Annotated in this window: 27 protein-coding genes; 17 read left to right on the top strand and 10 right to left on the bottom strand. The window is 64.9% G+C overall.

Translation table 11 applies throughout. The features are described 5' to 3' along the window. The first annotated feature begins 44 nt into the window (after window positions 1–44). Both D6860_RS13810 and D6860_RS13805 read left to right on the top strand, forming a co-directional pair. Complete coding sequence (locus tag D6860_RS13810; RefSeq protein WP_017469635.1) at window positions 45–779, top strand: DUF4396 domain-containing protein; 735 nt, start codon at window positions 45–47, stop codon at window positions 777–779. A 79-nt stretch (window positions 780–858) separates the two neighbouring features. Further along, complete coding sequence (locus D6860_RS13805) at window positions 859–1056, top strand: heavy-metal-associated domain-containing protein (RefSeq protein WP_076622761.1); 198 nt, start codon at window positions 859–861, stop codon at window positions 1054–1056. A gap of 63 nt (window positions 1057–1119) precedes the next feature. Here the strand turns inward: D6860_RS13805 and D6860_RS13800 are convergent, their stop codons facing one another. Further along, window positions 1120–1434, bottom strand: a complete 315-nt coding sequence (locus D6860_RS13800; RefSeq protein WP_076622762.1) for an SHOCT domain-containing protein — start codon at window positions 1432–1434, stop codon at window positions 1120–1122. A gap of 176 nt (window positions 1435–1610) precedes the next feature. Between D6860_RS13800 and D6860_RS13795 the strand changes: the two genes are divergently transcribed. From D6860_RS13795 to D6860_RS13740, 12 genes are all read left to right on the top strand, one after another. Then, complete coding sequence (locus D6860_RS13795; protein ID WP_017467666.1) at window positions 1611–2996, top strand: MBL fold metallo-hydrolase; 1386 nt, start codon at window positions 1611–1613, stop codon at window positions 2994–2996. A 247-nt stretch (window positions 2997–3243) separates the two neighbouring features. Continuing rightward, complete coding sequence (locus tag D6860_RS13790) at window positions 3244–3906, top strand: TetR/AcrR family transcriptional regulator (RefSeq protein WP_076622763.1); 663 nt, start codon at window positions 3244–3246, stop codon at window positions 3904–3906. 151 nt (window positions 3907–4057) lie between these two features. After that, window positions 4058–5032, top strand: a complete 975-nt coding sequence (locus D6860_RS13785; protein ID WP_083697761.1) for an NAD-dependent epimerase/dehydratase family protein — start codon at window positions 4058–4060, stop codon at window positions 5030–5032. A 65-nt stretch (window positions 5033–5097) separates the two neighbouring features. Further along, entirely contained in the window at window positions 5098–6090 is a 993-nt protein-coding gene (locus D6860_RS13780) for an ABC transporter substrate-binding protein (RefSeq protein ID WP_076622764.1), read from the top strand. A gap of 85 nt (window positions 6091–6175) precedes the next feature. Beyond that, on the top strand, window positions 6176–6952 hold the full coding sequence (locus tag D6860_RS13775) for an ABC transporter permease (protein WP_076622765.1): 777 nt from the start codon (window positions 6176–6178) through the stop codon (window positions 6950–6952). Continuing rightward, window positions 6952–7719, top strand: a complete 768-nt coding sequence (locus tag D6860_RS13770; RefSeq protein ID WP_076622766.1) for an ABC transporter ATP-binding protein — start codon at window positions 6952–6954, stop codon at window positions 7717–7719. Before D6860_RS13775 ends, D6860_RS13770 begins: the two co-directional genes overlap by 1 nt. Window positions 7720–7734: 15 nt before the next feature. Then, the gene (locus D6860_RS13765) at window positions 7735–8379 is read left to right on the top strand and encodes a DUF4286 family protein (RefSeq protein ID WP_017467255.1); all 645 of its coding nucleotides are present in this window, start codon (window positions 7735–7737) and stop codon (window positions 8377–8379) included. Then, complete coding sequence (locus D6860_RS13760; protein ID WP_076622767.1) at window positions 8376–9227, top strand: fumarylacetoacetate hydrolase family protein; 852 nt, start codon at window positions 8376–8378, stop codon at window positions 9225–9227. The genes D6860_RS13765 and D6860_RS13760 overlap by 4 nt, the downstream gene beginning before the upstream one ends. Next, window positions 9224–10840 (top strand): GMC family oxidoreductase, encoded by a 1617-nt coding sequence (locus D6860_RS13755; RefSeq protein ID WP_076622768.1) that lies wholly within the window; start codon window positions 9224–9226, stop codon window positions 10838–10840. The genes D6860_RS13760 and D6860_RS13755 overlap by 4 nt, the downstream gene beginning before the upstream one ends. 735 nt (window positions 10841–11575) lie before the next feature. After that, window positions 11576–12724: a copper-containing nitrite reductase gene (gene nirK / locus D6860_RS13750; RefSeq protein ID WP_076622769.1), complete on the top strand. Its 1149-nt coding sequence runs from the start codon at window positions 11576–11578 to the stop codon at window positions 12722–12724. Window positions 12725–12748: 24 nt separating this feature from the next. Then, complete coding sequence (locus D6860_RS13745; RefSeq protein ID WP_229743334.1) at window positions 12749–13630, top strand: SUMF1/EgtB/PvdO family nonheme iron enzyme; 882 nt, start codon at window positions 12749–12751, stop codon at window positions 13628–13630. 84 nt (window positions 13631–13714) lie between these two features. After that, entirely contained in the window at window positions 13715–14854 is a 1140-nt protein-coding gene (locus D6860_RS13740) for an HPP family protein (protein ID WP_017467387.1), read from the top strand. 207 nt (window positions 14855–15061) lie between these two features. Here D6860_RS13740 and hemN read toward each other — a convergent pair whose 3' ends face one another. Genes hemN through D6860_RS13705 form a run of 8 tightly spaced genes read right to left on the bottom strand, consistent with a single transcriptional unit; the run spans window position 15062 to window position 22042 of the window. Then, the gene (hemN, locus tag D6860_RS13735) at window positions 15062–16417 is read right to left on the bottom strand and encodes an oxygen-independent coproporphyrinogen III oxidase (RefSeq protein WP_076622770.1); all 1356 of its coding nucleotides are present in this window, start codon (window positions 16415–16417) and stop codon (window positions 15062–15064) included. A gap of 50 nt (window positions 16418–16467) precedes the next feature. After that, window positions 16468–17160, bottom strand: a complete 693-nt coding sequence (locus tag D6860_RS13730) for an NnrU family protein (protein WP_017467714.1) — start codon at window positions 17158–17160, stop codon at window positions 16468–16470. Next, window positions 17160–17375 (bottom strand): hypothetical protein, encoded by a 216-nt coding sequence (locus tag D6860_RS13725; protein WP_017467715.1) that lies wholly within the window; start codon window positions 17373–17375, stop codon window positions 17160–17162. Before D6860_RS13725 ends, D6860_RS13730 begins: the two co-directional genes overlap by 1 nt. Next, window positions 17372–17545 (bottom strand): hypothetical protein, encoded by a 174-nt coding sequence (locus tag D6860_RS25270; RefSeq protein ID WP_017467716.1) that lies wholly within the window; start codon window positions 17543–17545, stop codon window positions 17372–17374. Before D6860_RS25270 ends, D6860_RS13725 begins: the two co-directional genes overlap by 4 nt. A gap of 1 nt (window position 17546) precedes the next feature. Then, entirely contained in the window at window positions 17547–19421 is a 1875-nt protein-coding gene (locus D6860_RS13720; RefSeq protein ID WP_076622771.1) for a nitric oxide reductase activation protein NorD, read from the bottom strand. A gap of 4 nt (window positions 19422–19425) precedes the next feature. Beyond that, the gene (locus D6860_RS13715; protein ID WP_017469506.1) at window positions 19426–20220 is read right to left on the bottom strand and encodes a CbbQ/NirQ/NorQ/GpvN family protein; all 795 of its coding nucleotides are present in this window, start codon (window positions 20218–20220) and stop codon (window positions 19426–19428) included. A 4-nt stretch (window positions 20221–20224) separates the two neighbouring features. After that, on the bottom strand, window positions 20225–21568 hold the full coding sequence (locus D6860_RS13710) for a cbb3-type cytochrome c oxidase subunit I (protein ID WP_076622772.1): 1344 nt from the start codon (window positions 21566–21568) through the stop codon (window positions 20225–20227). Window positions 21569–21589: 21 nt separating this feature from the next. Further along, complete coding sequence (locus D6860_RS13705; protein ID WP_076622773.1) at window positions 21590–22042, bottom strand: c-type cytochrome; 453 nt, start codon at window positions 22040–22042, stop codon at window positions 21590–21592. Between the two features lie 125 nt (window positions 22043–22167). On the opposite strand from D6860_RS13705, the gene D6860_RS13700 reads away from it, so the two are divergent. Beyond that, the gene (locus D6860_RS13700) at window positions 22168–22377 is read left to right on the top strand and encodes a DUF1858 domain-containing protein (RefSeq protein WP_017467643.1); all 210 of its coding nucleotides are present in this window, start codon (window positions 22168–22170) and stop codon (window positions 22375–22377) included. Between the two features lie 54 nt (window positions 22378–22431). On the opposite strand, the gene D6860_RS13695 is transcribed toward D6860_RS13700, so the two are convergent. Beyond that, a complete protein-coding gene (locus D6860_RS13695; RefSeq protein WP_017467644.1) occupies window positions 22432–23127 on the bottom strand; it encodes a Crp/Fnr family transcriptional regulator in 696 nt (231 codons plus the stop codon). A 99-nt stretch (window positions 23128–23226) separates the two neighbouring features. Between D6860_RS13695 and D6860_RS13690 the strand changes: the two genes are divergently transcribed. Together D6860_RS13690 and D6860_RS13685 are read left to right on the top strand one after the other, a co-directional pair. After that, entirely contained in the window at window positions 23227–23655 is a 429-nt protein-coding gene (locus D6860_RS13690) for a pseudoazurin (RefSeq protein WP_076622774.1), read from the top strand. Between the two features lie 78 nt (window positions 23656–23733). After that, on the top strand, window positions 23734–24945 hold the full coding sequence (locus D6860_RS13685) for an NnrS family protein (RefSeq protein WP_076622775.1): 1212 nt from the start codon (window positions 23734–23736) through the stop codon (window positions 24943–24945). Window positions 24946–25031 lie beyond the last annotated feature (86 nt).

Raw genomic sequence — 25031 nt, 5'->3', positions numbered from 1 at the left:
GTGGCAAGCCACCTCGTTAGGAAGTAAGCGAAAGGAGACCGCACATGGTACCGGACTGGCTCCACTGGATTTCCATTCTCTCGCTCATCGCCGGTGCCGTCTCGGCGATCATTGTGGCGATCGACGAAAAACGCGATCCCCAGCACATGTGGATCATGAACGTCGTCTGGCCGACCGTGGCGCTGTTTGCGCATATTCTGGCGCTCTGGGCCTATTTCAAATACGGAAAGCTCGCCGCCCACAGCCGTGCGCGTCCCGCCATGCAGCGCGGCGAGCCGATGCCGAACAAGGCCAAGACACCCTTTCCCGCGATGGTCGCCAAAGGCGCCGCGCATTGCGGGAGCGGCTGCACGATCGGGGACATCCTCGCGGAGTGGATCGCCTTCGGCATCCCCGCCATCGCGGTCTGGTTCGGCTGGCAGAGCATCTTCGCCGAGAAGATCTTTGCGGTCTGGGTCTTCGATTTCATCCTCGCCTTCGTGCTTGGCGTCGCGTTCCAGTATTTTACCATCAAGCCGATGCGCGACCTCTCTCCGACGCAAGGGTTCATACAGGCGGTAAAAGCCGACACGCTCTCGCTGACGGCGTGGCAGGTCGGCATGTATGGCTTCATGGCCATCGCGCACTTCTGGCTGTTCAAGCAGGTGCTGGGGGTGAAGCTCGAGGTGCCCACCCCCGAGTTCTGGTTCATGATGCAGATCGCGATGCTCTGCGGCTTCGTGACCTCCTACCCGGTGAACTGGTGGCTCATCCGGAAGGGCATCAAGGAAAAGATGTGAGAACGCGCGCGGATGGCCTTGACCCTCCAGCGCTGGAATCCCCCATCTTTCACCCAAGGCACAATGAAAGGAGGCCCGCATGAGCACCTACAAGGTCGAAGACATGAGCTGCGGTCACTGCGTCAGCACGATCGAAACTGCCGTTTCCAAGGCAGATCCCTCGGCACAAGCCACCTGTGACCTCTCGTCCAAGACGGTCGAGATCACTGGCGCAAAGGACGAGGCCGCCGTCGTGCAGGCGGTCCGCGAGGCCGGATACGAACCGTCCCCGGCCTGACCCACACCAACCATTCCGCCGGGGCGGGGGCCCCCTGCCCCGGCGACCGCCCCCTTCCCGGGGTCACCCGCCCAGAAGCTTCTTTCTCGTCGCGTATTCGTCCGGCTCTATCTCGCCACGGGCGAGACGCATGTCGAGCTCATCCAGAGCTCCGTGCCGCCCGCGACCGCCGCTATTGCCGCTGTCTGCGCCCTGATACTGCCGTGCGAACCAGACCACGCCGGCGACGACGAGCCCCAGAACGATCAGCCACAACACCGGCCCGAACAGCATGGTCAGGCCATGCCCGTAGCCGTAGCCCATCATGTGACCATAGGTTTCCGCATCGGCGATGGCCGGTGTCCCGATCATGATGATTGCAGTCGTGATTGCTTTCATTGCTCCCTCCCTGGCCAAGCCCGGATGCCTGACCATAGGACGCCGGGCACTCGTGCTCTTTGATCGTGAGCAATTCGACAATCACATTCGACTGTTGGAACATAAAGCCCGGCTCGGGCATTCCTCCCGCAACGTGGCGACACAGGCGCCACAGTCACAGATCGGAGGAAACCCCAATGACCATGCGGTTCGAACAGATCCTTGCCGAGGGTATCGCGCAGTGTTCCTACCTGCTCGGAGATACCGGCAGCGGCACAGCGGCCGTCGTCGATCCCCGGCCCGATTGCGAAATCTACATCGAGCGCGCCAAGGCGCTTGGACTGACCATCACGCATGTTTTCGAAACGCATATCCATGCGGATTTTCTTTCGGGTGCCCGCGAACTGGTGGCGCGTCTCGACGGTGCCCCGGAGCTCTGCGTGAGCGTCGAGGGCGGTGCGGAATACGACTTTGCACATCGCGGCATTCGCGACGGAGACCGGTTCGACTTCGGCGCACTGACGCTGGAAGTGCGACACACGCCGGGACACACGCCCGAGCACGTATCCTTCCTGCTTTACGAGAACGGCAACGAGGACCCGTGGAGCGTACTCAGCGGCGACTCCTTCTTCGTTGACTCGGTGGGCCGGCCCGACCTGCTCGGCGACGACAAGACAGAAGAGCTGACCGAAGCGCTGTTCCGCACGACGCAGGACTTCTACATGAAGCTGCCGGACGGGGTGATCGTCTATCCCTGCCACGGCGCCGGGTCGGCCTGCGGACCTGACATCGGCGATCGCATGTCCACCACGATCGCCTACGAGAAAGCCCACAACAAGTACGTGCAGATCACCGATCTGGAGGATTTCAAGCAGGAGATGACCAACGATGCCCCGCCGGTACCGACGCATTACCCCCGCCTCAAGAAGGTGAATGCCGCCGGGCCGGACGTGATGCATGGCCTGCCGCGCTGCATCGGCAAGACACCCGACGCCTTCGAGGCCCTGCTGAACGACGGCGGGGTGCAGCTGGTCGACGTGAGGGACATGCTGGCCTTTGGCGGCGGTTTCATCTCCGGGGCGATCAACATTGGGCTCCAGCCCGAGCTTTCGGTCTGGGCCGGCTGGCTGCTCGACCCCGAGACGCCCATCGCGCTCGTGACCGAGAACGACGCACAGGCGGACGAGGCCGTGCAAATGCTCTGGCGCGTCGGCTTCACACACTTTGCCGGCTATCTTGCCGGGGGAATCGGCGCGTGGCGTCAAGGCGGGCGTCCGCTCGAGCACATCCACCAGATGACCGTGCATGAGCTCAGGAACGCCGACGTTCGCCCACTCGACGTGCGCAAGGACGAGGAATGGCAGGGCGGTCGGATCCCCGACGCGCATCACCTGTTCCTCGGCACACTCGACGACGGATTGGATGAGCTGCACCCCGAGACGCCCTATGCCACCTATTGCCAGAGCGGCTTCCGCGCCAGCATCGCGGCGAGCCTCCTGCACCGCAAGGGCTTCAAACAGGTCTGCAACGTGCCCGGCAGTTTCGGAGCATGGCAGGCCCAGGGTTTCGACATCGAAACCTGATCGCCCGGCCGCGTGATCGCCACCGGGCGGCACGCGATCCTGACGCGCATCGGGGGACTTCGGCCATTACGGCGCAAGTCCCCTGCATGCTTTCAGGCCACCGCCTTTTCGCGTGCCAAGGTTCGGTCTCGTTCAGACGCCGGAAAGCGAAGTCCCAGCTTCCTCACGACCTCCGGCCTGCATCGCTGCATTCTTGAGTTGCAGGTATTTCAGTAAATGCTTAATTACAGAGGCGGAGGTATCCGCCATGTCGAACACGAAACCAGCCGGCCCGAAAACGCGCAAAACCCGGAATTCCGAGCTTAGCAAGGCGGAGATCCTGCACGCGGCACAGGTCGAGTTTTCCAGTTGCGGCTTCGACGGTGCCCGCGTGAGCCGTATCGCTCAGGCTGCCGGTGTGAACATCAACCTTGTCTACCATTACTTCGGAAACAAGGAAGCGCTGTTCATCGCGGTGATGGAGGCGGCCTACATAACCATTCGGACCCACCACAAGTATCTCGAACTTCTGCGGCTCGACCCGGTGGATGCGATGACGGAACTGGTCCGTGCGACCTTCGACCTGTTCGCCGACAACCCGCACATCATCGGCCTGCTCAGCTCCGAAAACATGCACGGAGCCAAGCACATCCGGCAGTCCGACCAGATCCGAAACCTCTACAACCCGCTCCTCGAAACCATCCGAGAAACCCTGGACCGGGGCGAGAGCAAGGGCCTCTTCCGGTCGGGTATCGACGCGGTCGAGCTGTTCATCTCGATCAACGCCGAATGCTACTTCTACCTGAGCAACCAGCACACGCTTGGCTTCATCCTGCATCGGGACCTGACCAGCGCAGAGAGCCGCGCGCGCCGGAAGGACCACGTGGTCGACGTCATCCTCTCGTTCCTGCGAGCCCACGGCAACAGTTAAGCGGATTCTTAAAAAAGCTTTTGACAGGGCTCGGTCGGTTAATTAATTATAAACTTAGTTAGTTGATGGGAGGAGACCCAAGATGCTCGACGGAAACCGGTTTTCCAAGTTCCCCGAACGCATGGAAGAAGAGTAATTTCTTGAAGAATTCATGTCGCGCCCGCCGGAATGGCTGGCCGAGCGCCTCGGCGCGCTGGAAGGCGACATCATCGTCCTGGGCGTCGGCGGCAAGGTCGGACCCACGCTGGCCCGCATGGCCAAGCGGGCCGTGCCGGACAAGCGCGTCATCGGTGTCGCGCGCTTCTCGGACACGGACGTGCGCCGTCGTCTCGAGGACTGGGGCATCGAAACCGTGGCCTGCGACCTGCTCGACCGGGAAGCCGTCGAGCAGGTGCCTAAGGCGGCGAACGTCATCTACATGGCGGGCAAGAAGTTCGGCACCGACGAAGACCCCTCCTTTGCCTGGGCGATGAACACCCATGTGCCGGCGCTCGTGGCAGAAAGCTTTCGCGACTCGCGCATCGTCGCCTTCTCGACGCTTTGCGTCTATCCCTTCGCCCCCGTCGCCGAAGGCGGCTGGAGCGAGGAGGTCCAGCCCGGTCCGACCGGGGACTACGCGACAAGCTGCGTCGGACGCGAGCGGATCTTCACCCACTTCTCGCGCAAGTACGAGACTCCCGGCCGCCTGGCCCGGCTGAACTACGCCATCGACATGCGCTACGGCGTGCTGCACGACATCGCGACCTGGGTCCGCAACGGCACCCCCATCCCGGTTGGCACCGGCTATGCCTCGGTCATCTGGCAGGGGGACGCCATCGCCCAGATCCTCGGCGCGCTGGCCCACGCGACGGTGCCCTCGAGCCCGATCAACATCGGCGGCCCCGAGCACATGAGCGTCATCATGGCGGCGCGGGAATTCGGCCGTCGCTTCGGCAAGGAGCCGGTCTTCGAGGGAGAGGTCGAAGACCGGGGCTGGTATAACAACACGCTGACCGCGCAGAAGCTTTTCGGATACCCGTCGGTTCCCCTCGCGGTCATGATCGACTGGGTTGCGGACTGGATCGAGCGCGACATGCCGAGCCACGACAAGCCGACGCACTACGAGGAACGCGGCGGCCAGTTCTGAGAAGGACCGGTGCTGCGGGGCGGCCGGGACAAGAAACGGCCCCGCACTCTAGGGAGGAGAACAACATGACGAACTTCGGAAAGACGCTTGGCGGCGCCGTCGCCACCACGATCTGCCTCGCGTCGGCCGCCACGGCCGCGGAACGGGTGGATTTCATTCTCAACTGGACCGTCGCAGGCTCGCATGCGCCGATCTACTACGCACTGCAACAGGGATGGTTCGAGGAGGCGGGTGTCGATCTCAGGGTCGAGACCGGCAAGGGCTCCACCCTCGCTGCGCAGAAGGTCGGTGTCGGCGCATCCGACATGGGCATCGCCGATCTCGGCACCACCATCGTCGCGCGCGGCGCCGGCGCCGACCTGGTCGCGGTCATGAACATCTTCGCGAACTCGCCCTACCAGTTCTACTGGCTGAAGAGTTCGGGCATCGAGTCCCTGAGGGATTTCTCCGGCCGCAAGCTCGGCAATCCCCCGGGCGACGCGGCGCGGGCGATGTGGCCTGCGGTCGCCGCTGCCGAGGGACTGGAACCCGACGCGGTCGACTGGGTCAACATCGCGCCGAACGCGAAGGTAAGCGCCCTGAAGTCCGGCGCCATCGACGGCACGAGCTTCTTCGCCAACTTCCACTACGTCATGCAGGACGCCTTCGGCGACGATCTTGCCCATGTCGCGCTGCGCGACGTCGGGCTCAACCCCTACGGCAACTCCGTCGTGGCCAATGGAGACTGGCTCGAGGCGAACCCCGAGCTTGCGGACGCCACCGTGAAGACGCTGCAGCGGGCCTATCGCTACTGCGTCGATCACAGCGAGGAATGCGTCAGCGTCCTGCCCGACTATGCCTCGGGCGTCGATCCCGACCAGGAAATCCGCAACTGGAGCGCTGTCGTCGAGCTGATGACCGACGAAACCAGCCGCAGCAAGGGGCTGGGCTGGTTCGATCCCGACCGCATCGTGTCGGACATCGCACTGGTGGAGAAGTACTTCGACGTGGCGTCGCCCATCGAAGCCGAAAATCTCTACACGAACGAGCTCCTGGACCCGTCGGTCACCATGCCCTGAGACGCGCGCGGCGCCTGTCGTCTCGCGACTGGCGCCGCCGTTCTCGGGCGACGGAGCGACAGCCTCAGTCTCAATAGGACCATCCATGTCTGACACACCCAATTCAACGGGCGGCCGCCTGCTCGACAAGTATGCCGGTCCGCTGGTGGCACATCTTCTGCTCATCGGCCTCTGGCAGGTGGTCGCAAGCCTGCCGTCCATGCCCACCTACATCCTGCCATCGCCGCTCGAGACGCTTGCGACGCTGGGAGACGAGGGCAACGACTGGATCGCCAACACCGCCGTCACCGCCACCGAGATCGTCGGCGGTTTCGTCATCGCAGTGATCGTCGGCGTCGCCATCGCGCTGATCTTCTCGTGGAGCCGCCGCACGCTCGAGTGGGGCATGCCGCTGCTGGTGACGCTCAACATGATCCCCAAGGTGGCACTCGGACCGATCATCATCGTCTGGATGTCCTACGGGATCAGCACGAATACCGTGATCGCCTTCACCATCTGCTTCTTTCCGATCGTCATCACCACGTCGCGCGGCCTGTCCGAGGTCGAACCCGAGATGCTCTATCTCGCGCGCTCGCTGCGGGCTTCGAAGTGGCAGATCTTCACCAAGATCCAGTTTCCCGGCGCCCTCCCCTATGTCTTCTCGGGAATGAAGGTCGCCGCCGTTCTCGCGGTCGCCGGCGCCATCGTGGGCGAATTCATCGGCTCGGAGCGCGGGCTCGGCTACCTGATGCTCCAGGTCCAGATCAATCTCGATACCGCCACGATGTTCATGTGCGTGCTGCTGATCTCGCTGATCGGGATGCTGCTCTACGGCGCGGTGGACCTGCTCGAACGCCTCACCCTCGGCAAGGGAGACTCCTGATGAGCAATCAAGCCTTCATCGAACTCGAGAATGTCCAGAAGGTCTACGGCCAGGGCGGCAAGAACCCCTACATGGCCCTGTCCGACGTCACCCTGTCGATCAACGAGGGAGAGCTTGTCTCGATCGTCGGCCCGTCCGGCTGCGGCAAGTCGACCCTGCTGATGATCCTGTCGGGCCTGACCTCGCACGAGGGCGGCACCGTCCGCGTCGGCAACGAGACGACCAGCTTCGACGCCACCCGCGACGTGGGCATGGTCTTTCAGCAGGCCCTGCTCCTGAACTGGCGCACCATCCTCGACAACGTGCTGCTTCCGGCCGAGATCCTGCAGATGCCGATGAAACCGGCACGCGAGCGCGCCCGCGAGCTGCTCGACCTGGTCGGCCTGTCCGGGCATGAAAACAAGTATCCCAAGCAGCTCTCGGGCGGCCAGAGGCAACGCGTGGCCATCGCCCGGGCGCTCATCCACGACCCCAAGCTCATCATGATGGACGAGCCCTTCGGCGCGCTCGACGCGCTCACGCGCGAGAAGATGAACCTCGAACTGCTCCGGATCTGGGAAGCCAGCGGCAAGACCATCCTGTTCGTCACGCATGGCATCTCCGAGGCGGTGCTGCTCGGTTCGCGGATCGCCGTCATGACCTCGGGTCCGGCACGGATGGCGGCGGCAATCGACGTCGACCTGCCCTACCCCCGCACGCTCGACATGAAGACACACGAGGCCTTCGGGGCCTACACGCGGCAGGTCTACGGCCTGCTGGGAATGTAAGGGAAGGAGCCCGACATGACCGGAACCGGTCTCATGGCCTTCTGGGCCGATATCGACGCGGATTACCTGCAGCGGTACCAGGAATGGCACAACTGCGAACACATCCCCGAGCGAGTCTCGATCCCGGGATTCCGCGAGGGTCGTCGCTATCGGCTGCGCGGCCGCGACGGCGCCTTCCTGATGATGTACGAGACGGAGGCACCGGAAACGCTGTCGTCGGACGCCTACCTTGCCGCGCTCAACGCGCCGACGGTCTGGACGCGCGAGGCCCTGACCCATTTCCGCGATCCGGTGCGCAACATCTACCGGCTTCAGGACAGCAGCGGTGCGCCCGGCCCCTTCGCGGCACCCTGGATCGCGAGCCTGCGGTTCAACGCGGCGGAGCTGCCCGAGCGCTGGCTCTCCGGCCTGCGCGCGGCGCCCGATGTCACCCGCCTGCGTCTCTACGCGGTCGACGAGGACATCTCGAACATCATGACCTCCGAGCGCAGCGTCTACGGCGGCGGCCCGGGCGAGCAGCAATACCTGCTGCTCGTCGAAACCGCGAGCCCCGAGGCGGCGCAGGCCGCCTTCACCGACCTGCCCGACAGCTGCACCGACGCCTTCGCCGACGAGGGCTGGCTGGAAATCTCACACGAATGGAAAGGAACGACGACATGAAGCTGGTGCGATACGGCCAACCCGGACAGGAACGCCCGGGCCTGATCGACAACGACGGCGGCCTGCGGGACCTCTCGGGCGAGATCGCCGACGTCACCGGCAGCACGCTCGACCCCGCCACGCTGGCACGGCTCTCGGCGCTCGACCCCGCCAGCCTGCCGGTCGTGGAGGGCAAGCCCCGCATCGGCCCATGCGTCGGCGGGGTTGGCAAGCTCATCGGCATCGGGCTCAACTACTCGGACCACGCCGCTGAATCCGGCATGGAGGTCCCCGGCGAGCCCATCGTCTTCATGAAGGCGACCAGCGCGATCTCGGGGCCCTACGATGACGTCGAGCTGCCCGCGGGCGCCGACAAGGTCGACTGGGAGGTCGAGCTGGCCTTTGTCATCGGCACCCGGGCCAAGAACGTGAGCAAGGCCGACGCGCTGTCGCATGTCGCCGGTTACCTGATCGTCAACGACGTCTCGGAGCGCGCCTGGCAGGCCGAACGCCAGGGCCAGTGGACCAAGGGCAAGAGCCACGACACCTTTGCCCCGATGGGCCCGTGGATGGTCACCGCCGACGAGATCCCCGATCCGCACGACCTCGGCATGCGCCTCGACGTCAGCGGCACCCGCCGTCAGGATGGCTCGACCCGCACGCTGATCTTCGGCATCGACCACCTCGTGAGCTACCTGAGCACCTTCATGACGCTCGAACCCGGCGACGTGGTGACCACCGGAACCCCGCCGGGCGTGGGGCTGGGCATGAAGCCTCAACTCTACCTCAAGGAAGGGGACGTCATGCGGCTCGAGATCGACGGGCTCGGCGTCCAGCAGCAGACCTGCGTGCGCGGAGGAACGTCGTGACGGTCAGGGCCGACATCGCGGAATACGACTTCATCGTCATCGGCGCGGGCTCCGCGGGCTGCGTGCTCGCGAACCGGCTCAGCGCCGACCCGCGCAACCGGGTGCTGCTGCTCGAGGCGGGCGGCAGCGACAACCGCTTCTGGGTCCACGTGCCGATGGGCTATCTCTACGCCATGGGCAATCCGAACATGGACTGGTGCTATCGGACCGAGGCCGAAGACGGGCTGGGCGGGCGCTCGCTCGCCTACCCGAGGGGCAAGCTGCTGGGCGGCTGCTCCTCGATCAACGGCATGATCTACATGCGCGGCCAGGCACGCGACTACGATCTCTGGCGGCAGGCGGGCAATCCCGGCTGGGGCTGGGACGACGTGCTGCCCTACTTCCGCAAGTCCGAGGATCACTGGGGCGGGGAAAATGCCTTTCACGGCAAGGGCGGCGAGCTGCGGGTCGAGCAGCAGCGCCTGAACTGGCCGATCCTCGACGACGTGGCGGCGGCCGCGGCCGAGATCGACATCCACCCGACCGACGACTTCAACGACGGCGACAACGAGGGTGTCGGCTATTTCCCCGTGACCCAGCGGAGCGGACTGCGCTGGAACGCCCGCAAGGCGTTTCTCGATCCGGCCAGGCGGCGCGGCAACCTGCACGTGCTGACCGGTGCCCAGGTCGACCGCCTGACCTTCGAGGGCCGCCGCGTCACCGGGGTGTCCTACCGGGTCGGCGACCGGCCCCGCCACGCACGTGCCAACCGCGAGGTCGTGCTTTCCGCCGGCGCCATCGGGACACCGCAGATCCTCGAGCTGTCGGGCGTCGGAAACCCCGAAGCCCTGGCCCGGCACGGCATCGAGACCCGCCACGCGCTGCCCGGCGTGGGAGAGAACCTGCAGGACCACCTGCAGCTGCGCACGGTCTGGAAGATCACCGGCGGCAGGACCCTGAACGATCGCGTGGCGACGATGGTGGGCAAGGCGTCCATCGCGCTCGAATATATCGCTCGCCGCTCGGGTCCGATGTCGATGGCCCCGAGCCAGCTCGGCATCTTCTGTCGCTCCGACCCGCGCCACGAGACCGCCAACGTCGAGTTCCACGTCCAGCCGCTGTCGCTCGACAGCTTCGGATCGCCCCTGCACCGCTATTCCGGCATGACCGTGTCGGTCTGCAACCTGCGCCCCGAAAGCCGCGGCAGCGTGCACCTGCGCCCCGGCGACCCGGAGGGCGCCCCCGAGATCCGGCCGCGCTATCTCGACACCGAGCAGGACCGCACCGTCGCAGTCGAAAGCATCGGCATCGCACGAGAGCTCATGCAGACAAGCGGCATGGAACGCTACGCTCCGGAAGAGATCCTGCCCGGCCCGGCCATTCAGGATCATGCCGCTCTCGTCGAAGCGGCCTGCCAGGTCGGGACGACGATCTTTCATCCTGTCGGCACCGCGAAGATGGGACAGGACAGCATGGCGGTCGTCGATCCCGAACTTCGCGTGCATGGCCTCAGGGGCCTGCGGATCGCGGACGCGTCGATCATGCCCACCATCGTTTCCGGCAACACCCATGCCCCCGCGACGATGATCGCGGAAAAGGCCGCCGACATGATGCTGGCAACGATGCCGGCCTGAGGCCGGGCGCGCGACAAACGGGTCCGCGAAGATCACCGCGAGATGCGGGAGCGCAGATCATGGACCGGGGCGCCCGCCCTCGGGAGGAGCGCGGCAGGCTACGGAACAATGGTCTGGCGCCGTCGACGCTTTCATCGCGAACAAGGTCGATGACTGCCGCCTGATGGCTTCTGTTGACGATCCGAACCCCGCCACAGGGTTTCCGCGCCGAGGCCGTTCCGTCCTTGGCGATCGCACATTCCCGAGCCGCCCGTTCGTCCACTCCGAGACATTCCGGCCCACGCCTGCCAGACCGGGGCTGTTCCGCACGGAGCCGTGCGCGCGCCTGCATCCATTACCGCACGGACATAGGCGCATGCCACCGCAGAGCCCTTCTGCGGCTCTCCGACAAGCATGAGCCAGATCGCACGGGAACGACCTGAAAGCCCCCGGTCCCTCACCTGCCCCGCATGCGACCTGTCCTGCTGATGGCGCCTGCGCCGTCCGGCAGCCGAGCCTGAAAACGCAAGGTCAGCGATCGGCGAAAGGCTTCAGGTGGTCGCTCGCCATGATTTCCGTGGCCCTTTTTCCAAGGATCGCGCAGAGGAACTGACGCCCCGGCTTCGCCATGCGTGGCGTTATGTGAACCGTCCGGTCTTCGCTTTCATGCTGCAAGTTTGTCATTCCGCAAAGTTCGAAAAGCCCGGCGTGGATAGGTTTGGCTCAAACAGCACTCATATCTGGAAGGAATAGGACATGTTGACCAGAAGAGCCGCTCTGATGGGGGCCGCAGGCATCGCGGCGCTACCCGTGCTCGCCAAGGCTGCGAAGGCAGAGGAGATCATGGATACCTCCCACGCCGCGCCGGTTGATCTTTCGAGCCTGAAGCGCATCAAGCGCAAGCTTGTCCGTCCGCCGATGGTGCACGAACACGAGCAGGTGGCCCCCGCCGAACCTCGCATCGTCGAATTCGAGATGCAGATCGTCGAGAAGGAGATCGAGGTCGACGATGGCGCCCATCTTCAGGCCATGACCTTCAACGGCTCGATCCCCGGTCCGATGATGGTGGTGCACGAGGGCGATTACGTGGAACTGACGCTGTTCAACTCGCCCGAGAACCTCATGCAGCACAACATCGACTTCCACGCGGCCACCGGCGCGCTTGGCGGCGGCTCGCTGACGCTCGTGAACCCGGGCGAGAAGACCAAGCTGCGGTTCAAGGCGACACGGCCCGGCACCTTCGTCTATCACTGTGCCCCGGGCGGCCCCATGATCCCCTGGCACGTCGTCAGCGGCATGGCCGGCTGCATCATGGTCCTGCCGCGCGACGGCCTGAAGGATCCGGAAGGCAACCCGGTCCGCTATGACCGTGTCTTCTATATCGGTGAGAACGACTTCTACATTCCGAAGGACGAAAACGGAGACTACAAGCGGTTCGCGGACGTCGGCGAAAGCTACCCCGACACGCTCGAGGTGATGAACGGCCTGATCCCGAGCCACGTCGTGTTCAACGGGAAGGTCGGAGCCCTGACCGGTGACAACGCGCTGCATGCCTCTCAGGGCGAAAAGGTCCTGTTCGTGCACAGCCAGGCCAACAGGGACACGCGGCCCCACCTGATCGGCGGGCACGGAGATCTCGTCTGGGAGCGCGGAAAGTTCAACAACCCGCCGCAGCGCGATCTGGAAACATGGTTCATCGCGGGCGGTTCCGCAGGAGCGATGCTCTACGAGTTCCTCCAGCCGGGCGTCTATGCCTACGTGAACCACAACCTGATCGAGGCCGTGAATCTTGGCGCCACAGCGCACGTCGTCGTCGAAGGCGACTGGAACAACGACCTGATGGAGCAGGTCCAGGCTCCGGTGGAGTATGACGCGGCCTACGAAGGCAAGACCGCTCTGCCATAAAAGGCGGGCGGCTCGAGGTGACTGGTGACCGGGGCGGCCAAGCCTGCTTGGCCCCCCATTTTTCGATGGGAGCCACTTATGATTGGGATCAGGGGCATCCTCGCGCTGGCCGGAGCGGCCGTCGTTATCGGTCTCGGGACTGTCGCATGGCGATCCGGCATCCCCGAGGGGACTTCTGCGGCCCATCGGTCCGACGAAAGTGATCTTCCCGAACTGATCAACATCCCCGACGGAGAGGTCTCTTACAGGCCGGTTGGAAATTTCAGCCGGGCCGGCAAGACGGCGACGCCGGCGCTCAGGCGCATTTCGGTCCCTGCCTTCCAGATCATGAAGTACCAGGTCTCGCGAGGCGACTACGCCGCCTGTGTCGCGGATGGCGCCTGCGTCGATGTCGGGACCGGCACCGGCAGTGTCGCCCAGACCAATGTCAACTGGACGGACGCAACCACCTATGCCGCCTGGTATTCGGAGCTGACAGGCGACACATGGCGTTTGCCTGCCGCGCCGGAATGGCAACGGGCCGCGGCGGAGCGGCAGGGTGACGCGGCCCCCGATGAGGGCGATCTCGATCCCGGAGAACGCATGCTTTCCCAATATGAGCGCGGCGCCATCCTGCGCGGCGGCTCCGATCCGACACTCCGGCCGCGCGGCGGCTTCGGAGAGAACAGCCTTGGGCTGGCCGACGTGGGCGGGAACGTCTGGGAGTGGACGAACGGGTGCCTGGAGAATGGAGAGATCGCCGAGGACGGAACGATCTCGGCCCGGAAGCCCTATTGCGGTGTTCGTATCGCCGGCGGAAGCCATCAGGCCGCGGTGATCGACTTCGTCCGCGATGCCAGCGTCGGCGGCTGTGCCGTCGGGTTGCCCCCGGATCATCTCGGCTTCCGTCTTGTCAGGGAGCGCTAGCGCGCAATTGCGCCCGGAGATTGGTTGAAAGTCAGACACAACGCTGAAAAGTTGTGCGCCAAGAGAAGGGGGCGCAGCTCGGACATGCTCGGATCTTTCGGCCCCGCCGTGGCCCAGGTTCACCTCAAAGACGCGTTTCGTGCAGGTTTGGGTGCGTTCGTGGGCATCGGCCTGACCGGGCTGTTCCTTCTGTCCCCCCGCATCGAACTCGACTGGGGGCTCTATCTGGTCGCACCGTTCGGCGCCACTTCGGTCCTGTTGTTTGCCGTTCCGAACTCTCCTCTCGCCCAGCCGTGGTCGGCCATCGTCGGCAACATGGTTGCTGCACTTGTGGCGGTAGCCGTCTGCATGCTGGTCGATGAGCCGCTGTTGCGGGTTGCCTTGAGCGTTGGCATGGCAATCTGCGTGACGATGATGCTCCGGGCACTTCACCCGCCGGCCGGGGCCGTGGCGATGACAGCCGCGCTTTCTCCGGGTGTGACGGATGCGCTCGGGTTCTGGTTTGCGATCGTGCCGATCGGCTTGGGGACACTGGCGCTTGTGCTGGTTGCGATGGTCTATGCCCGCCTGACGGGGCGGCGGTACCCGTTCCGGCATTTCGAAGAGTCGGCAGGGCGCGGCACCGGAGCCGTCTCGCCGAGCGAGCGGATCGGGCTTTCAGAAGCCGAGCTCAGCGAGATCCTCGACAGGTACCGTCATTCCTTCAATCTCGGCGTCGAAGACCTGGCGCGCTTGATCGGTGCAGCCGAGATGCAGGCGGCTTCGCATGAGACCGGCCCCATGACAGCCTCGCAGATCATGTCCCGGGAACTGGTTCTGGTGTCACCCGAAACCGACCTTGTGCAGGTTGCAGATCTTTTTCGGCGCCACAAGTTCACCTCGCTTCCGGTCGTTGGTCCTGACAACCGGTTCCTGGGTATCATCTTCCAGATCCACCTCATAACCAGGGCCCGGGAAGACGCCCTGCGTCTCGACCGGGGGTTTGTTCCCGCTTTCAGACGACTTCTGGACGGTGGCCGGGATCGCGCCGTGCAGGCTGCTGAGATCATGAGCGTGGCGGGTCCGCGAGCAACGACGAACACGCCCGTCAGCGCGTTGCTTCCGATGATGGCCGACGGAGATATCGATGCGGTTCCCGTCATCGAGCATGGCATCATCACGGGTATCGTCACGCGGACCGACCTGATCTCGGCCCTCGCACGATCCGCGGTCAGAAGCAGGTGACCCGGTTGCCACCTGCGCTGCCGGCCTCCGCTTTTCCGTCCTCGTGCATGAACGGCCCATGGCCGCCGGTAGCTATTGCCGCCCCATCAGGTGCTGCCTTCAGCCTTCGGCTGGGGGCGGCCCGCCCACCCGGCGCGCGGTCTTCGGTGGCCTGGCCAGAGGGAGGCGTCACTCACCTGAAGCGTGGTCGGCCCCCCTGCCCTTTGCTCACGAGGCTTGACTGTATCGAACAGCGTCCTGGGTATACGCGTCGAACGCGCTTGCAATGATGCGCGTGAGAGGCTGACCCGAAGGCCGAATTTCCAGCGCCTCCTCCGTGACATCCACGAAGTCACCGAACTGCGCGGCGACCTGGGCAATCAAGAGGTCGAGGGATCTTGACGTGTCGCCAAAGGCCGCCCGCAAGGCACTGCGGTCCATGCGAAAATCGCACATGATCATCTCGATCGCTCGGGCGCGCAGAAGGTCTTCGCGGGTCATGACATGGCCGCGGGAACCTGCGAGTTCTCCAGCCTCGATGCGCTGGACGTAGGCTGCCGTGGCAGGGGCATTCTGGACATAGCCGGTCGGCAGACGCGAGATCGAAGAGGCGCCAATACCGATCAGGGTGGGACAGGTATCGTCCGTGTATCCTTGGAAATTCCGGCGCAGATGTCCGGTAGCGGCAGCCCGTGCCAGCCCGTCCGCCGACCGCGCGAAATGGTCGATCCCGATGGCCGTGAAACCCGCTCCCGTGAACCGGGACGCGGCATGGCTGGCAAGCTCGTAGCGCTCGACCTCTTGCGGGAGTGCTGTTTCGTCGATGAGTTTCTGGCGCTTCGAGACCCATGGCACATGGGCATAGCCGAAAAGCGCAACACGGTCGGGCGAGAGGTCCAGCACCTTGCTGACGGTGTCGTCCAGTCGCGCGATGTCCTGGTGCGGCAGGCCATAGACCAGGTCGGCGTTGAGCGACGTGATTCCCGCCGCCCGCAGATCGTCGACGCAGGCTTTCGTGACGTCGAACGGCTGCATGCGGCCGATGGCGTCCTGCACCTTCGGATCGAAGTCCTGGATGCCGATACTGGCACGGTTCATGCCTTCTTGGGCAAGGGCCGCGATCTTGTCGCGGTCAACCATGGTCGGGTCGATCTCCACCGAGAATTCATGGGTCTCGGTCGGAGGGATCACCGCCCGGACGGCCTGCGCCAAGCGGTGGATGAGGTGTGGCGGCAGGATGGTCGGAGTGCCGCCGCCCCAGTGCATCCGTCCCATCCGCAGACCATCCGGCAGCGTGTCCTTGAGGATTGCCAGTTCCCGCTCGAGCGTGCCGATGTAGCTTTCGACGGGCGAGAGCGTCTTCGTGCCCTGGGTCCGGCAGGCGCAGAACCAGCACAGCCGCTCACAGAAGGGAATGTGCAGGTAGACGGAGACTGGTTCGGACGCGTCCAGCGCGGCAAGGGATTGCGCCTGCTGCGTGGCGCCGACATCGGTCGAGAATACCGGAGCCGTGGGATACGAGGTGTAGCGGGGCACCCGGGCGTTGAAGAGGCCGAGGGATGTGAGGCGGTCGATCTGTTTCATGCGCCCGGTATGTGCCTTTTCAGACCGGGAGACTTTGCGCCGGATCAATCTCAGATCGGAAAGGGCGAGACCCCGATCACGAGCCCGTGCAGGTGCAGCAGCGCCACCCAGAGCAGCAGCCCCAGGGCCGCACGCAGCACCGTCGACCGGAGATTGGTTCGCAGCCAGTGCTGGTCGAACAGGGCGGTCGGACGCAGGATGGAGGTCGCGGCGAAGAAGGCAGCGGATCGGTCGCCCAACTCCTTTCTCGCCTTCGCATCGAAGGCGGGGATGGCGGCAAGCGCCATGACCGCGAAGCTGCCGAACAGGATGACATGAGCGATGTCACCATTCGGCACGAGGTGTCCGATGGCCCAGAGGGCGAGTGCCACGAAGAGTGGATGACGCGAGACGGCAGCAAATCCTGGTGCGGCGGGATCGAACCGGGCGTTGCGCCGTCCACCGAGAGTGAAGGGGTTCGGCAGACCCGCCCCGCAGGTCACGAGCACAAGCGACAGTGGCATCAGAAGGTTCGGCACCCATCTGGTCCAGGGCATCTGGGGCCAGAGCTCGACATGGGGCGCCCGGCCCGCAGCCGCAATCACCCAGACCAGCAGGCCCACCGACAGCACCCCGTAGGCGGAGAAATAGGTTCGCCTCCCGACTGCCGCGATCAGCCGGTCACGCAGCCCACCGATGCGCGGGAGGAAATGGCTGGCGACGAAAACAGCCAGCGCAACGGCGTATTCTGTCCACTCGGTCATCAGTTCTCCGCCTTCTCCATCAACCGGACGATGTGACACGCAAAGGCGTAGGTCGCGGGCAGGCCGATGACCAGCCCCCCGGCGGCGGCCTGCCATGGGGTCAGCACCGGCCAGCCGAGCCAGGATCCGATCAGCGAGGCGAAGAAAAGGTTTACCCCCATCGCACCGGCGCCGAACGGGTAGAGGGCGGCGAGAAGCTTCGGAGAAGGTCTCATCGCCGGCTTACCATCCATTGCACGGCGCCCAGCGCGACGATCAGCGCGACGGAGCCGACAAGGAACCAGAATTCGGCAGCGGCGGTCTGGGGTTGGGGAATCGGGCGGTCGAAGGCCTCGGCGATGGCGGTGCCGGGCAGGGCCACGGCGATTGCGACGATGCGTTTCATCTCAGCTCTCCATTGTCAGGGTTTGATAGATATCGGGCAAGGCACGGGGCAGACGCTCGGGATGCGGCAGCAGGGTAAACCCCGCACGCCCGAAGATGCGGGCGAACCAGTCCTGCCCGTCCTGGTCGACGATGACGCCATGCACCGCCTGCCCGAGGGCCCGGGCTTCGCGGACGGCCATGCGGCTGTCTTCGATACCGTGCTGGCCCTCGTAGTGATCGAGGTCGTTCGGCTTTCCGTCGGTCAGCACCAGCAACAGGCGGCGGGTGGCTCCCTCCTCGGCCAGCTGGGCCGACACATGGCGGATGGCCGCGCCGAGACGGGTGTAATGGCCCGGGGTCAGCCCGCCGATCCGCGCCGTGACTTCGCCCGACATGGTCTCGTCGAAGGTCTTGGCCCGGTGCAGGAAGACCCGGTCGCGGCGCAGCGAGGAGAACCCCCAGATGCCCAACCGATCTCCGGCGGTGTCGATGCCTTCGGCCAGGGACGACAGGGCCTCGCGCGCGACCTCGATGACCGAGGTGTCGCCGATGGCGGCCTCGGTCGAGCGGGAACAATCCATCAGGATCGCGACCGAGAGATCGCGCGCGGTGGGGCGGCCTGCCTGCCAGATGCGGTCCGACCCCTCATGGCCGCTGGCGATGTCGGTGCGCGAGGTGACAAGCGCGTCGAGATCCAGATCCTCGCCGTCGATCTGACGTGGCAGGACAACACGGCGCGGATGCAGGGGGGCGAACTGGCGCTTCACCCTGGCGACGAGTCGCGGGTCCGGGGCGTATTCGGTGCGCGGTCTGGCCGGTGCCTCGAGCACGCGGGTGTGGCCGGGCATGTAGTCTCCGGTGCGGCGGTTCCATTCGGGGTAGGTGAACTTGCCCGCCAGCATCTCGTGATCGGCGTCCTGGGGCGACAGGTCCAGCGACAGTCGGAGCCGGGTGGCGGCCCGCTTCATGTTCTCCGAGAAGGTGAGATGGTCCTGATCCTCGGCGGCCTTGGCGGCATTGTCCTGATCGTCGTCATCCACCATGCGATTGATGTTCAGGCTTTCGGCCCAGGACATGATCGTCTCGAACCGGTGGATGATGAAACCGTCGTTGCGGTTGGCCTGGTCGCGCTCCTCTCGTCGGGCTTCCTTGCGGCTCGGCACCGCGAGAACAGGCGCCTGATCCGCGTCTTCCGTAGCATCAGACGCGCCCTTGCCGGTCGTGCGGGGCCGGAACCGAAGCCAGATCGGCACCGGAGCATAGCTGCGGTAGCCGCGCGGAGCCGGGGCGGCGATCTTCTCGATGCCGCCGCGCTGGCAGCCGATCTGGTCAAGGATCATCCGCTCGACCGAGGCCTCGTGCCGGGGAAGCGCGCTGCGTTGGCGCAGGGCGCAGGTTTCCCGGCAAAGAGCGCGATAGCTGTCCTGAAGGCCCGGGCAGGCGCGAAAGGCACGGTCCATCGCGGCCTCGTTCGCAGCGATCTGGGCAAGATCGTTGAGATAGGGATCCTCCGAGGCGGCGGGCACCCCGGAAAAGGCGGCGATGGCGGCAAGCCAGAGGTAGGCGGCACGATTCAGTTCGCGCGTGGAAAAGTCATCCATCACCGGCGGGAGGCGCAGGCGCTCGCCGTCGAAATCGGCCAGATGCACCATCTCGCGCGGGGTGCCGACCCGGCGGAACAGGCCGGGGCGGTGCTCGGAGGAGGCAAGCGGAGAGGCCACGATCTCGATCCCAGCCGGACCACCTAGCGCGCGGAAGAGCGCCGCGAGGCTCGGGCGCATGGTGTCGAAATGCGCGGCCCGGCCCGCATCCGCGGCGGCCTTCCGGGTGGCCAGATCGTGCCAGAGGTTGCCGACGGTTTCCTCCGGCTCCATGAGGTCGGTCACGTGGATCATGGCATCACCCGAAAACGGCGCCCGCGATGTCGCGCAGGGCCTGTTGCACGTCCGGCTCGTCGCTGAGCGGCTCGATGATGGCGGCCTGAAGCGCCCGATCCACAGGCATCCCCTTGGCGATCATCGTCGCGGCATAGATCAGAAGGCGGGTCGATACCCCTTCCTCGAGGTCCATGCCCGAGAGGTTGCGGATACCCCCGGCCAGACGGACCAGCGCTTTTGCCCGGTCCTCGTCCAGCCCGCTTTCTCGCATCACCACCGGCACCTCGACCCCGGGCGCCGGAAAGTCGAATCCGATGGAGACGAACCGCTGGCGGGTCGACGGTTTCAGCTTCTTCAGCACGTTCTGGTAGCCGGGGTTGTAGCTGGCCACGAGCATGAAGCTCCGGGGCGCGTCCAGTTCCTCGCCCGTCCTGTCGATGACGAGACGGCGGCGGTCATCGGTCAGCGGGTGCAGCACGACGGTGACATCCTTGCGGGCCTCGACCACCTCGTCGAGGTAGCAGATCCCGCCATCGCGCACCGCGCGGGTGAGCGGGCCGTCGACCCAGACGGTCTCGCCGCCCTTCAGCAGGTAGCGCCCGATCAGATCCGCCGCCGAAAGGTCGTCGTGGCAGGCCACCGTATGCAGCGGCAGGTCGAGCCGGGCTGCCATATGCTCGACGAAGCGCGTCTTGCCGCAGCCGGTCGGCCCCTTCAGAAGAAGGGGCAGAGCGTTGGCATGGGCGGTTTCGAACACCGTGCATTCGTCCGCGACGGGTTGGTAGAACGGCAGATCGAGGTTGGTCAGGTCTTTCATCGGATCATTCTCCCGGTACGGCCACGGGGCCGGGTTTGACCACTTCGCGGCGCACCACGAGCATGGAGTAGATGAACAGGACTGCGCCGAGGACCACGGCAATGCCCGAGCCGAAGCGCATCAGGTAGAACAGGCCGAGCTGGTCCTGCACGTCCATGTAGTAGTCGCCGACGATCCGCTGCATGTGCGTCTGGATCGTGCCCGCGAAGGTCAGCGTGAAGGTCATGAAGGCCATCCCGCCGGTCATCAGCCAGAAGCTCGCCATGTTGAGCACCTGGTTGTAGGGCGCCCGGTTCCGCAGCAGCGGCATGGCATAGCTGAACATCGCGAGGTTGAGGGCGACATAGGCGCCGTAGAAGGCAAGGTGCCCGTGGGCCGCGGTGATCTGGGTGCCGTGGGTGTAGAAGTTCACCCCGTGCAGCGTGTGCAGGAAGCCCCAGACGCCCGCACCGAAGAAGGCGACGGTGGACGATCCCAGCGACCACAGAAGCGCGGCCTTGTTGGGGTGGTTCTTGCGGCCCTTCCAGACCATGACGAAGGCAAAGGACATCATCGCGAAGAACGGCACCACCTCGAAGGTCGAGAAGACCGAACCGATCCACTGCCAGTAACCGGGCGTGCCGATCCAGTAGAAGTGGTGACCGGTGCCGAGGATGCCCGAGAACAGGGCCGTGGCGACGATGACATAGAGCCATTTCTCGATCACCTCGCGGTCGACGCCGGTGAGTTTCAGCATCAGGAAGCCGAGGATCGCGGCCATGACGAGCTCCCAGGTCGCCTCGACCCAGAGGTGCACGACCATCCACCAGTACATCTTGTCGAGCGACAGGTTGTCGGGGTTGATGAAGGCGAAGACCCAGAGCAGGCAGAGCAGCCAGAGGCCCATCATGAGGATGTTGGTGATCGCCGTCTTGCGCCCGGCAAGGAAGGTCAGCGAGACGTTCACGAGGAAGATCACTGCCGCGACGAGGATGCCGAATTTGACCCAGAGCGGCTGTTCGAGGAACTCGCGCCCGCCGTGGATACCCACGAGGTAGGAGCCGACCGCGCCCAGCGTGCCGATCACGAGGATCGCCAGCTGGATATAGGCCAGTTTGACCGAGAAGATCTCGCGTTCGCTCTCCTCGGGGACAAGGTAGTAGGCCGCGCCGAAGAAACCCAGCAGCAGCCAGACGATCAGCGCGTTGGTATGGATCATGCGCACGATGTTGAAAGGCAGCGCCTCGGACAGCGTATTGGGCGACACGTAGATCCAGCCCAGCAGCAGCCCGCCCAGCACCTGGATGCCGAACAGCGCCATCGCCGCGAGGAAATAGGCGTAAGCCACCTTTTGCGATTGGTATTTCATGTGTCTGTCTCCTGAAGGGGCTCAGCCGGCGTCGTTCGGCGGCCAGTTCTGGGTGTCGGTCTGATCGGCCCAGCGGAGGAACTCGGCGAGCGCGCGCATCTCCTCGTCGGTGATCTCGAAATGCGGCATCTGGCGGCGGCCCTCTATGCCCGAGGGCTGTGCCTGCATCCATCCGTCCAGGATCTCGTAGGCAAGCTCGGGGTCCTCCTGTGCGCCCCAGCGGGTCATCACGTTGCCGAGCTCGGGGGCGAAATAGGCGCCTTCGCCATGCAGCGTGTGGCAGTTGATGCAGGAGTGGCGTTCCCAGACGTGCTTGCCCAGCCGAACCTCCTCGGTGAGGGGCATCCCGGCCGTGGCCTTGTCCACGATGTGACGGTGGCTTTGCGCCGTCAGGGCCACGAACACGACGACGAAGAAGATGGATCCCCCGTAGAACACGTTCCTGGCCCGCGATTTGGTGAGTAGTTCTGACATGTCGCGGTCCCGACAAATTGTTGCGGATACCGGCTGTCTAGGAGGGCGGGCGTTGTCGCTTTTTGCGCAAACGCAAAGAACGCGACGAAAGATGTGCGAAGCATGCGCGTATGAAAGGAGCCGCCATGCGCAAGCTCGATTTCGAAGACCCCGACCTGCCGCTCTCGGAACTCTTCGCCACGTGGCCCCAGACTGCGGCCGCTTTCATGGCACGGCGGATGCTCTGCCCGGGCTGTCCGATCGCGCCATTTCACGCAATCACGGATGCATGCCTGGAATACGGGCTCGACGAGGATGCGTTTCGCGCAGAGCTGGCTGAACTGATCCGAAAGTGACCCGGGCGCTGTTTCCAGGTTTCCGGATCAGGACTTCGCTCGGGTAAGGCCCCGTCAGCTTTGCATGCCGCTCAGGATGACCAGCTTGTGCGGATCGGTGACGACGATGTGCTTTCGCGTCGACTGGACGATGCCGTCCTTCTGCCAGGCAGACAGCAGCCGGCTGACGGTGTGCAGGGTCGTGCCCGTCATTTCCGAAATGTTCTGACGGGTCACCGGAAAGGCGATCTCGATCCCCTTGGCTGTCTTGCGTCCGCTTTGATTGACCATGCGCAACAGGGCGCAGGCGACACGCTTCTCGACCGCCTGCGTTGCCATTTCCGTCAGGGTTTCCTGTATCTGACCAAGCCGCTGGCCGAGCGTCTTGTAACTTTCGGTCGCGAAGCCGGGATAGTTTGCGACGAACTCCGGCCACAGGCTGACCGGCCAGGACAAGGCAAGCGACTCGGCGGCAGCGATGGCGCTCGCCGGGTAGGTGTCGCGCTGAAGCGCCGGCGCGATACCGAATAGCTGACCGGGCGAGATGTGCAGCACGATGATCTGGTCACCGCCGGGCGTGCTCCGGACCACGCGCAGGTATCCATCCAGCAGCAGGTAGAACCTGTCGGCATCATGTCCTTCGCGAAAGATGGCCGTGCCGATCTCGTGGCGGCGCGACACCGCGCGATCGAGGGTCTCGCGAATCTGCTTCCGCTCCAGCAGGGAGAAGGGCGGGAGGTCGGCAAGGAGGCTTTCATCGAGCTTCGGCACGTTTCCTGTCCGGAGTTTGTTTCAGAGCAACGTTAAGCTGCGCTCCTTAACGCATATCGGGTTCATGCAAAGCAACCGGACAAATGAAAGGACTTTCCGATGCTGATGAAACTGATGATGACCGCCGCCGTCGCCCTTGCCGCCAGTGCCGCCGGCGCCGAGACCTTCGAGGTTCACATGATGAACAAGGGCGAAGCCGGGGCCATGGTCTTCGAACCGGCCTACGTGAAGGCCCAGCCCGGCGACGTGGTGAAGTTCATTCCGACCGACAGGGGCCACAATGTCGAAGATATCGACGGGATGCTTCCCGAAGGCGTCGAGGGCTTCAAGACGAAGTTCAACGAGGAATTCGACCTGACCGTCAAGGAAGAAGGCGTCTACGGAATCAAGTGCACGCCGCACTATGCCATGGGGATGGTCGCCCTGATCCAGGTCGGTGACGCGGTGAACCTCGAAGCGGCCGAGGCCGTGAAGCAGAAGGGCAAGGCCAAGACCCGCATGGCGGACCTGATCGCCCAGGTCGACTGACGCATCGTCCCGCGCCAGGCGGCCGAACCGGGCGGTGCCATCGGCGCCGCCTGATCTCTTTCCAGGGGGGTATGATCAATGCAAACGCGCAATACCTATCGAGGCCCGGCGTTCCTGAGCCATGGCTTCCGCCCTTTCTTTCTGTTCGCGGGACTCTTCGCCTTCGCGGTGATCCCGTTCTGGCGGCTGGTCTGGCGCGGAGATGTCGGCGTCGGCGGCCACTTCTCGCCGGTCGACTGGCACATCCACGAGATGATTTTCGGCTACGGCTCGGCGGTCGTCGCAGGCTTCCTGTTCACCGCCGTCCCGAACTGGACCGGGCGGATGCCGACACGGGGCTGGCCGCTTGCGGTCCTGCTTGTGACATGGCTTGCGGGACGGGCCGCCGTCGCAGGCCTTGTCCCCGTCGGTCCAGTCATGGCGGCAAGCATCGATCAGCTGTTCCTGCTTGCGGTCGCCACGATGATCGCACGCGAGATCATCGCAGGGCGCAACTGGAGGAACCTGAAGGTCCTTCTGCCCGTGTCGTTGTTCTGGGGGGCAAACCTGCTGTTTCATGTCGAAGCGCTGACCCAGGGCGTTTCCGACATCGGGCGACGGCTTGGCATCGCCATCCTGATCTTCCTCATCATGCTGATCGGCGGCCGGATCGTCCCGAGCTTCACGCGCAACTGGCTTGCTCAGCGCGGCAGCGCGCGGTTGCCGGTTGCGTTTGACCGTTTCGACGGGGCGTCTATCCTCACCGGCGCTGTCGCACTGATCAGCTGGAGCATTGCGCCGCTACACCTCGTGACCGGCTGCCTTGGCGCCGTGGCGGCGATGCTTCACCTGATCCGCCTGTTTCGCTGGCGGGGGCAGGACACCTGGCGGTCGCCGCTCCTCCTGATGCTTCATGTCGCCTACCTGATGGTGCCTCTCGGGCTCGCCTCCATCGCGACAGGGGCCGCGGGTATCGCCCCCCCGGCGGTCAGCGCCCATGTGCTCGGGATCGGAGCCGTTGCAGGGATGACATTGGCGGTCACGATGCGCGCAACCATGGGGCACACGGGCCGCCCGCTGGTCGCCGGTTCCGCGCTGACCTGGTCCTTTGCCATGATCTGCGCTGCCACCGCCGCCCGCGTGGCAGGGCAGCACGTGGTGCTCGGGGCTTTCGACGGGATCGACCTGTCGGCCGCGCTCTGGACCGCCGCGTTCGGCATCTACCTCTGGCGCCTGGCACCTTGGCTCGTGGGGCCGAGGGCCGCCCGGAAAATGGCGTCACCCCGGACAGAAAGATCAACGGCGACATGAAGGAAATCGACCCGCATCACCGGCTCGCGTCCCTGATAACCTGCTCCCCTGAAAAGTCCGCGGTTTGAAGTTAGCCTGTTCTCCAC

Source organism: Salipiger sp. D13 (assembly GCF_003703915.1).
GTDB classification, from domain to species: domain Bacteria; phylum Pseudomonadota; class Alphaproteobacteria; order Rhodobacterales; family Rhodobacteraceae; genus Salipiger; species Salipiger profundus.
Note: the sequence above shows the minus strand (reverse complement) of the source record. Positions and strands in the feature narration are given on the sequence as shown.

Excerpts from the sequence above, each read along its gene's own strand:
- D6860_RS13810 (WP_017469635.1), top strand. The coding sequence starts at position 45 with ATGGTACCGGACTGGCTCCACTGGATTTCCATTCTCTCGCTCATCGCC.
- D6860_RS13805 (WP_076622761.1), top strand. The coding sequence starts at position 859 with ATGAGCACCTACAAGGTCGAAGACATGAGCTGCGGTCACTGCGTCAGC.
- D6860_RS13800 (WP_076622762.1), bottom strand. The coding sequence starts at position 1,434 with ATGAAAGCAATCACGACTGCAATCATCATGATCGGGACACCGGCCATC.
- D6860_RS13795 (WP_017467666.1), top strand. The coding sequence starts at position 1,611 with ATGACCATGCGGTTCGAACAGATCCTTGCCGAGGGTATCGCGCAGTGT.
- D6860_RS13790 (WP_076622763.1), top strand. The coding sequence starts at position 3,244 with ATGTCGAACACGAAACCAGCCGGCCCGAAAACGCGCAAAACCCGGAAT.
- D6860_RS13785 (WP_083697761.1), top strand. The coding sequence starts at position 4,058 with ATGTCGCGCCCGCCGGAATGGCTGGCCGAGCGCCTCGGCGCGCTGGAA.
- D6860_RS13780 (WP_076622764.1), top strand. The coding sequence starts at position 5,098 with ATGACGAACTTCGGAAAGACGCTTGGCGGCGCCGTCGCCACCACGATC.
- D6860_RS13775 (WP_076622765.1), top strand. The coding sequence starts at position 6,176 with ATGTCTGACACACCCAATTCAACGGGCGGCCGCCTGCTCGACAAGTAT.
- D6860_RS13770 (WP_076622766.1), top strand. The coding sequence starts at position 6,952 with ATGAGCAATCAAGCCTTCATCGAACTCGAGAATGTCCAGAAGGTCTAC.
- D6860_RS13765 (WP_017467255.1), top strand. The coding sequence starts at position 7,735 with ATGACCGGAACCGGTCTCATGGCCTTCTGGGCCGATATCGACGCGGAT.
- D6860_RS13760 (WP_076622767.1), top strand. The coding sequence starts at position 8,376 with ATGAAGCTGGTGCGATACGGCCAACCCGGACAGGAACGCCCGGGCCTG.
- nirK (WP_076622769.1), top strand. The coding sequence starts at position 11,576 with ATGTTGACCAGAAGAGCCGCTCTGATGGGGGCCGCAGGCATCGCGGCG.
- D6860_RS13740 (WP_017467387.1), top strand. The coding sequence starts at position 13,715 with ATGCTCGGATCTTTCGGCCCCGCCGTGGCCCAGGTTCACCTCAAAGAC.
- hemN (WP_076622770.1), bottom strand. The coding sequence starts at position 16,417 with ATGAAACAGATCGACCGCCTCACATCCCTCGGCCTCTTCAACGCCCGG.
- D6860_RS13730 (WP_017467714.1), bottom strand. The coding sequence starts at position 17,160 with ATGACCGAGTGGACAGAATACGCCGTTGCGCTGGCTGTTTTCGTCGCC.
- D6860_RS13725 (WP_017467715.1), bottom strand. The coding sequence starts at position 17,375 with ATGAGACCTTCTCCGAAGCTTCTCGCCGCCCTCTACCCGTTCGGCGCC.
- D6860_RS25270 (WP_017467716.1), bottom strand. The coding sequence starts at position 17,545 with ATGAAACGCATCGTCGCAATCGCCGTGGCCCTGCCCGGCACCGCCATC.
- D6860_RS13720 (WP_076622771.1), bottom strand. The coding sequence starts at position 19,421 with ATGATCCACGTGACCGACCTCATGGAGCCGGAGGAAACCGTCGGCAAC.
- D6860_RS13715 (WP_017469506.1), bottom strand. The coding sequence starts at position 20,220 with ATGAAAGACCTGACCAACCTCGATCTGCCGTTCTACCAACCCGTCGCG.
- D6860_RS13710 (WP_076622772.1), bottom strand. The coding sequence starts at position 21,568 with ATGAAATACCAATCGCAAAAGGTGGCTTACGCCTATTTCCTCGCGGCG.
- D6860_RS13705 (WP_076622773.1), bottom strand. The coding sequence starts at position 22,042 with ATGTCAGAACTACTCACCAAATCGCGGGCCAGGAACGTGTTCTACGGG.
- D6860_RS13700 (WP_017467643.1), top strand. The coding sequence starts at position 22,168 with ATGCGCAAGCTCGATTTCGAAGACCCCGACCTGCCGCTCTCGGAACTC.
- D6860_RS13690 (WP_076622774.1), top strand. The coding sequence starts at position 23,227 with ATGCTGATGAAACTGATGATGACCGCCGCCGTCGCCCTTGCCGCCAGT.
- D6860_RS13685 (WP_076622775.1), top strand. The coding sequence starts at position 23,734 with ATGCAAACGCGCAATACCTATCGAGGCCCGGCGTTCCTGAGCCATGGC.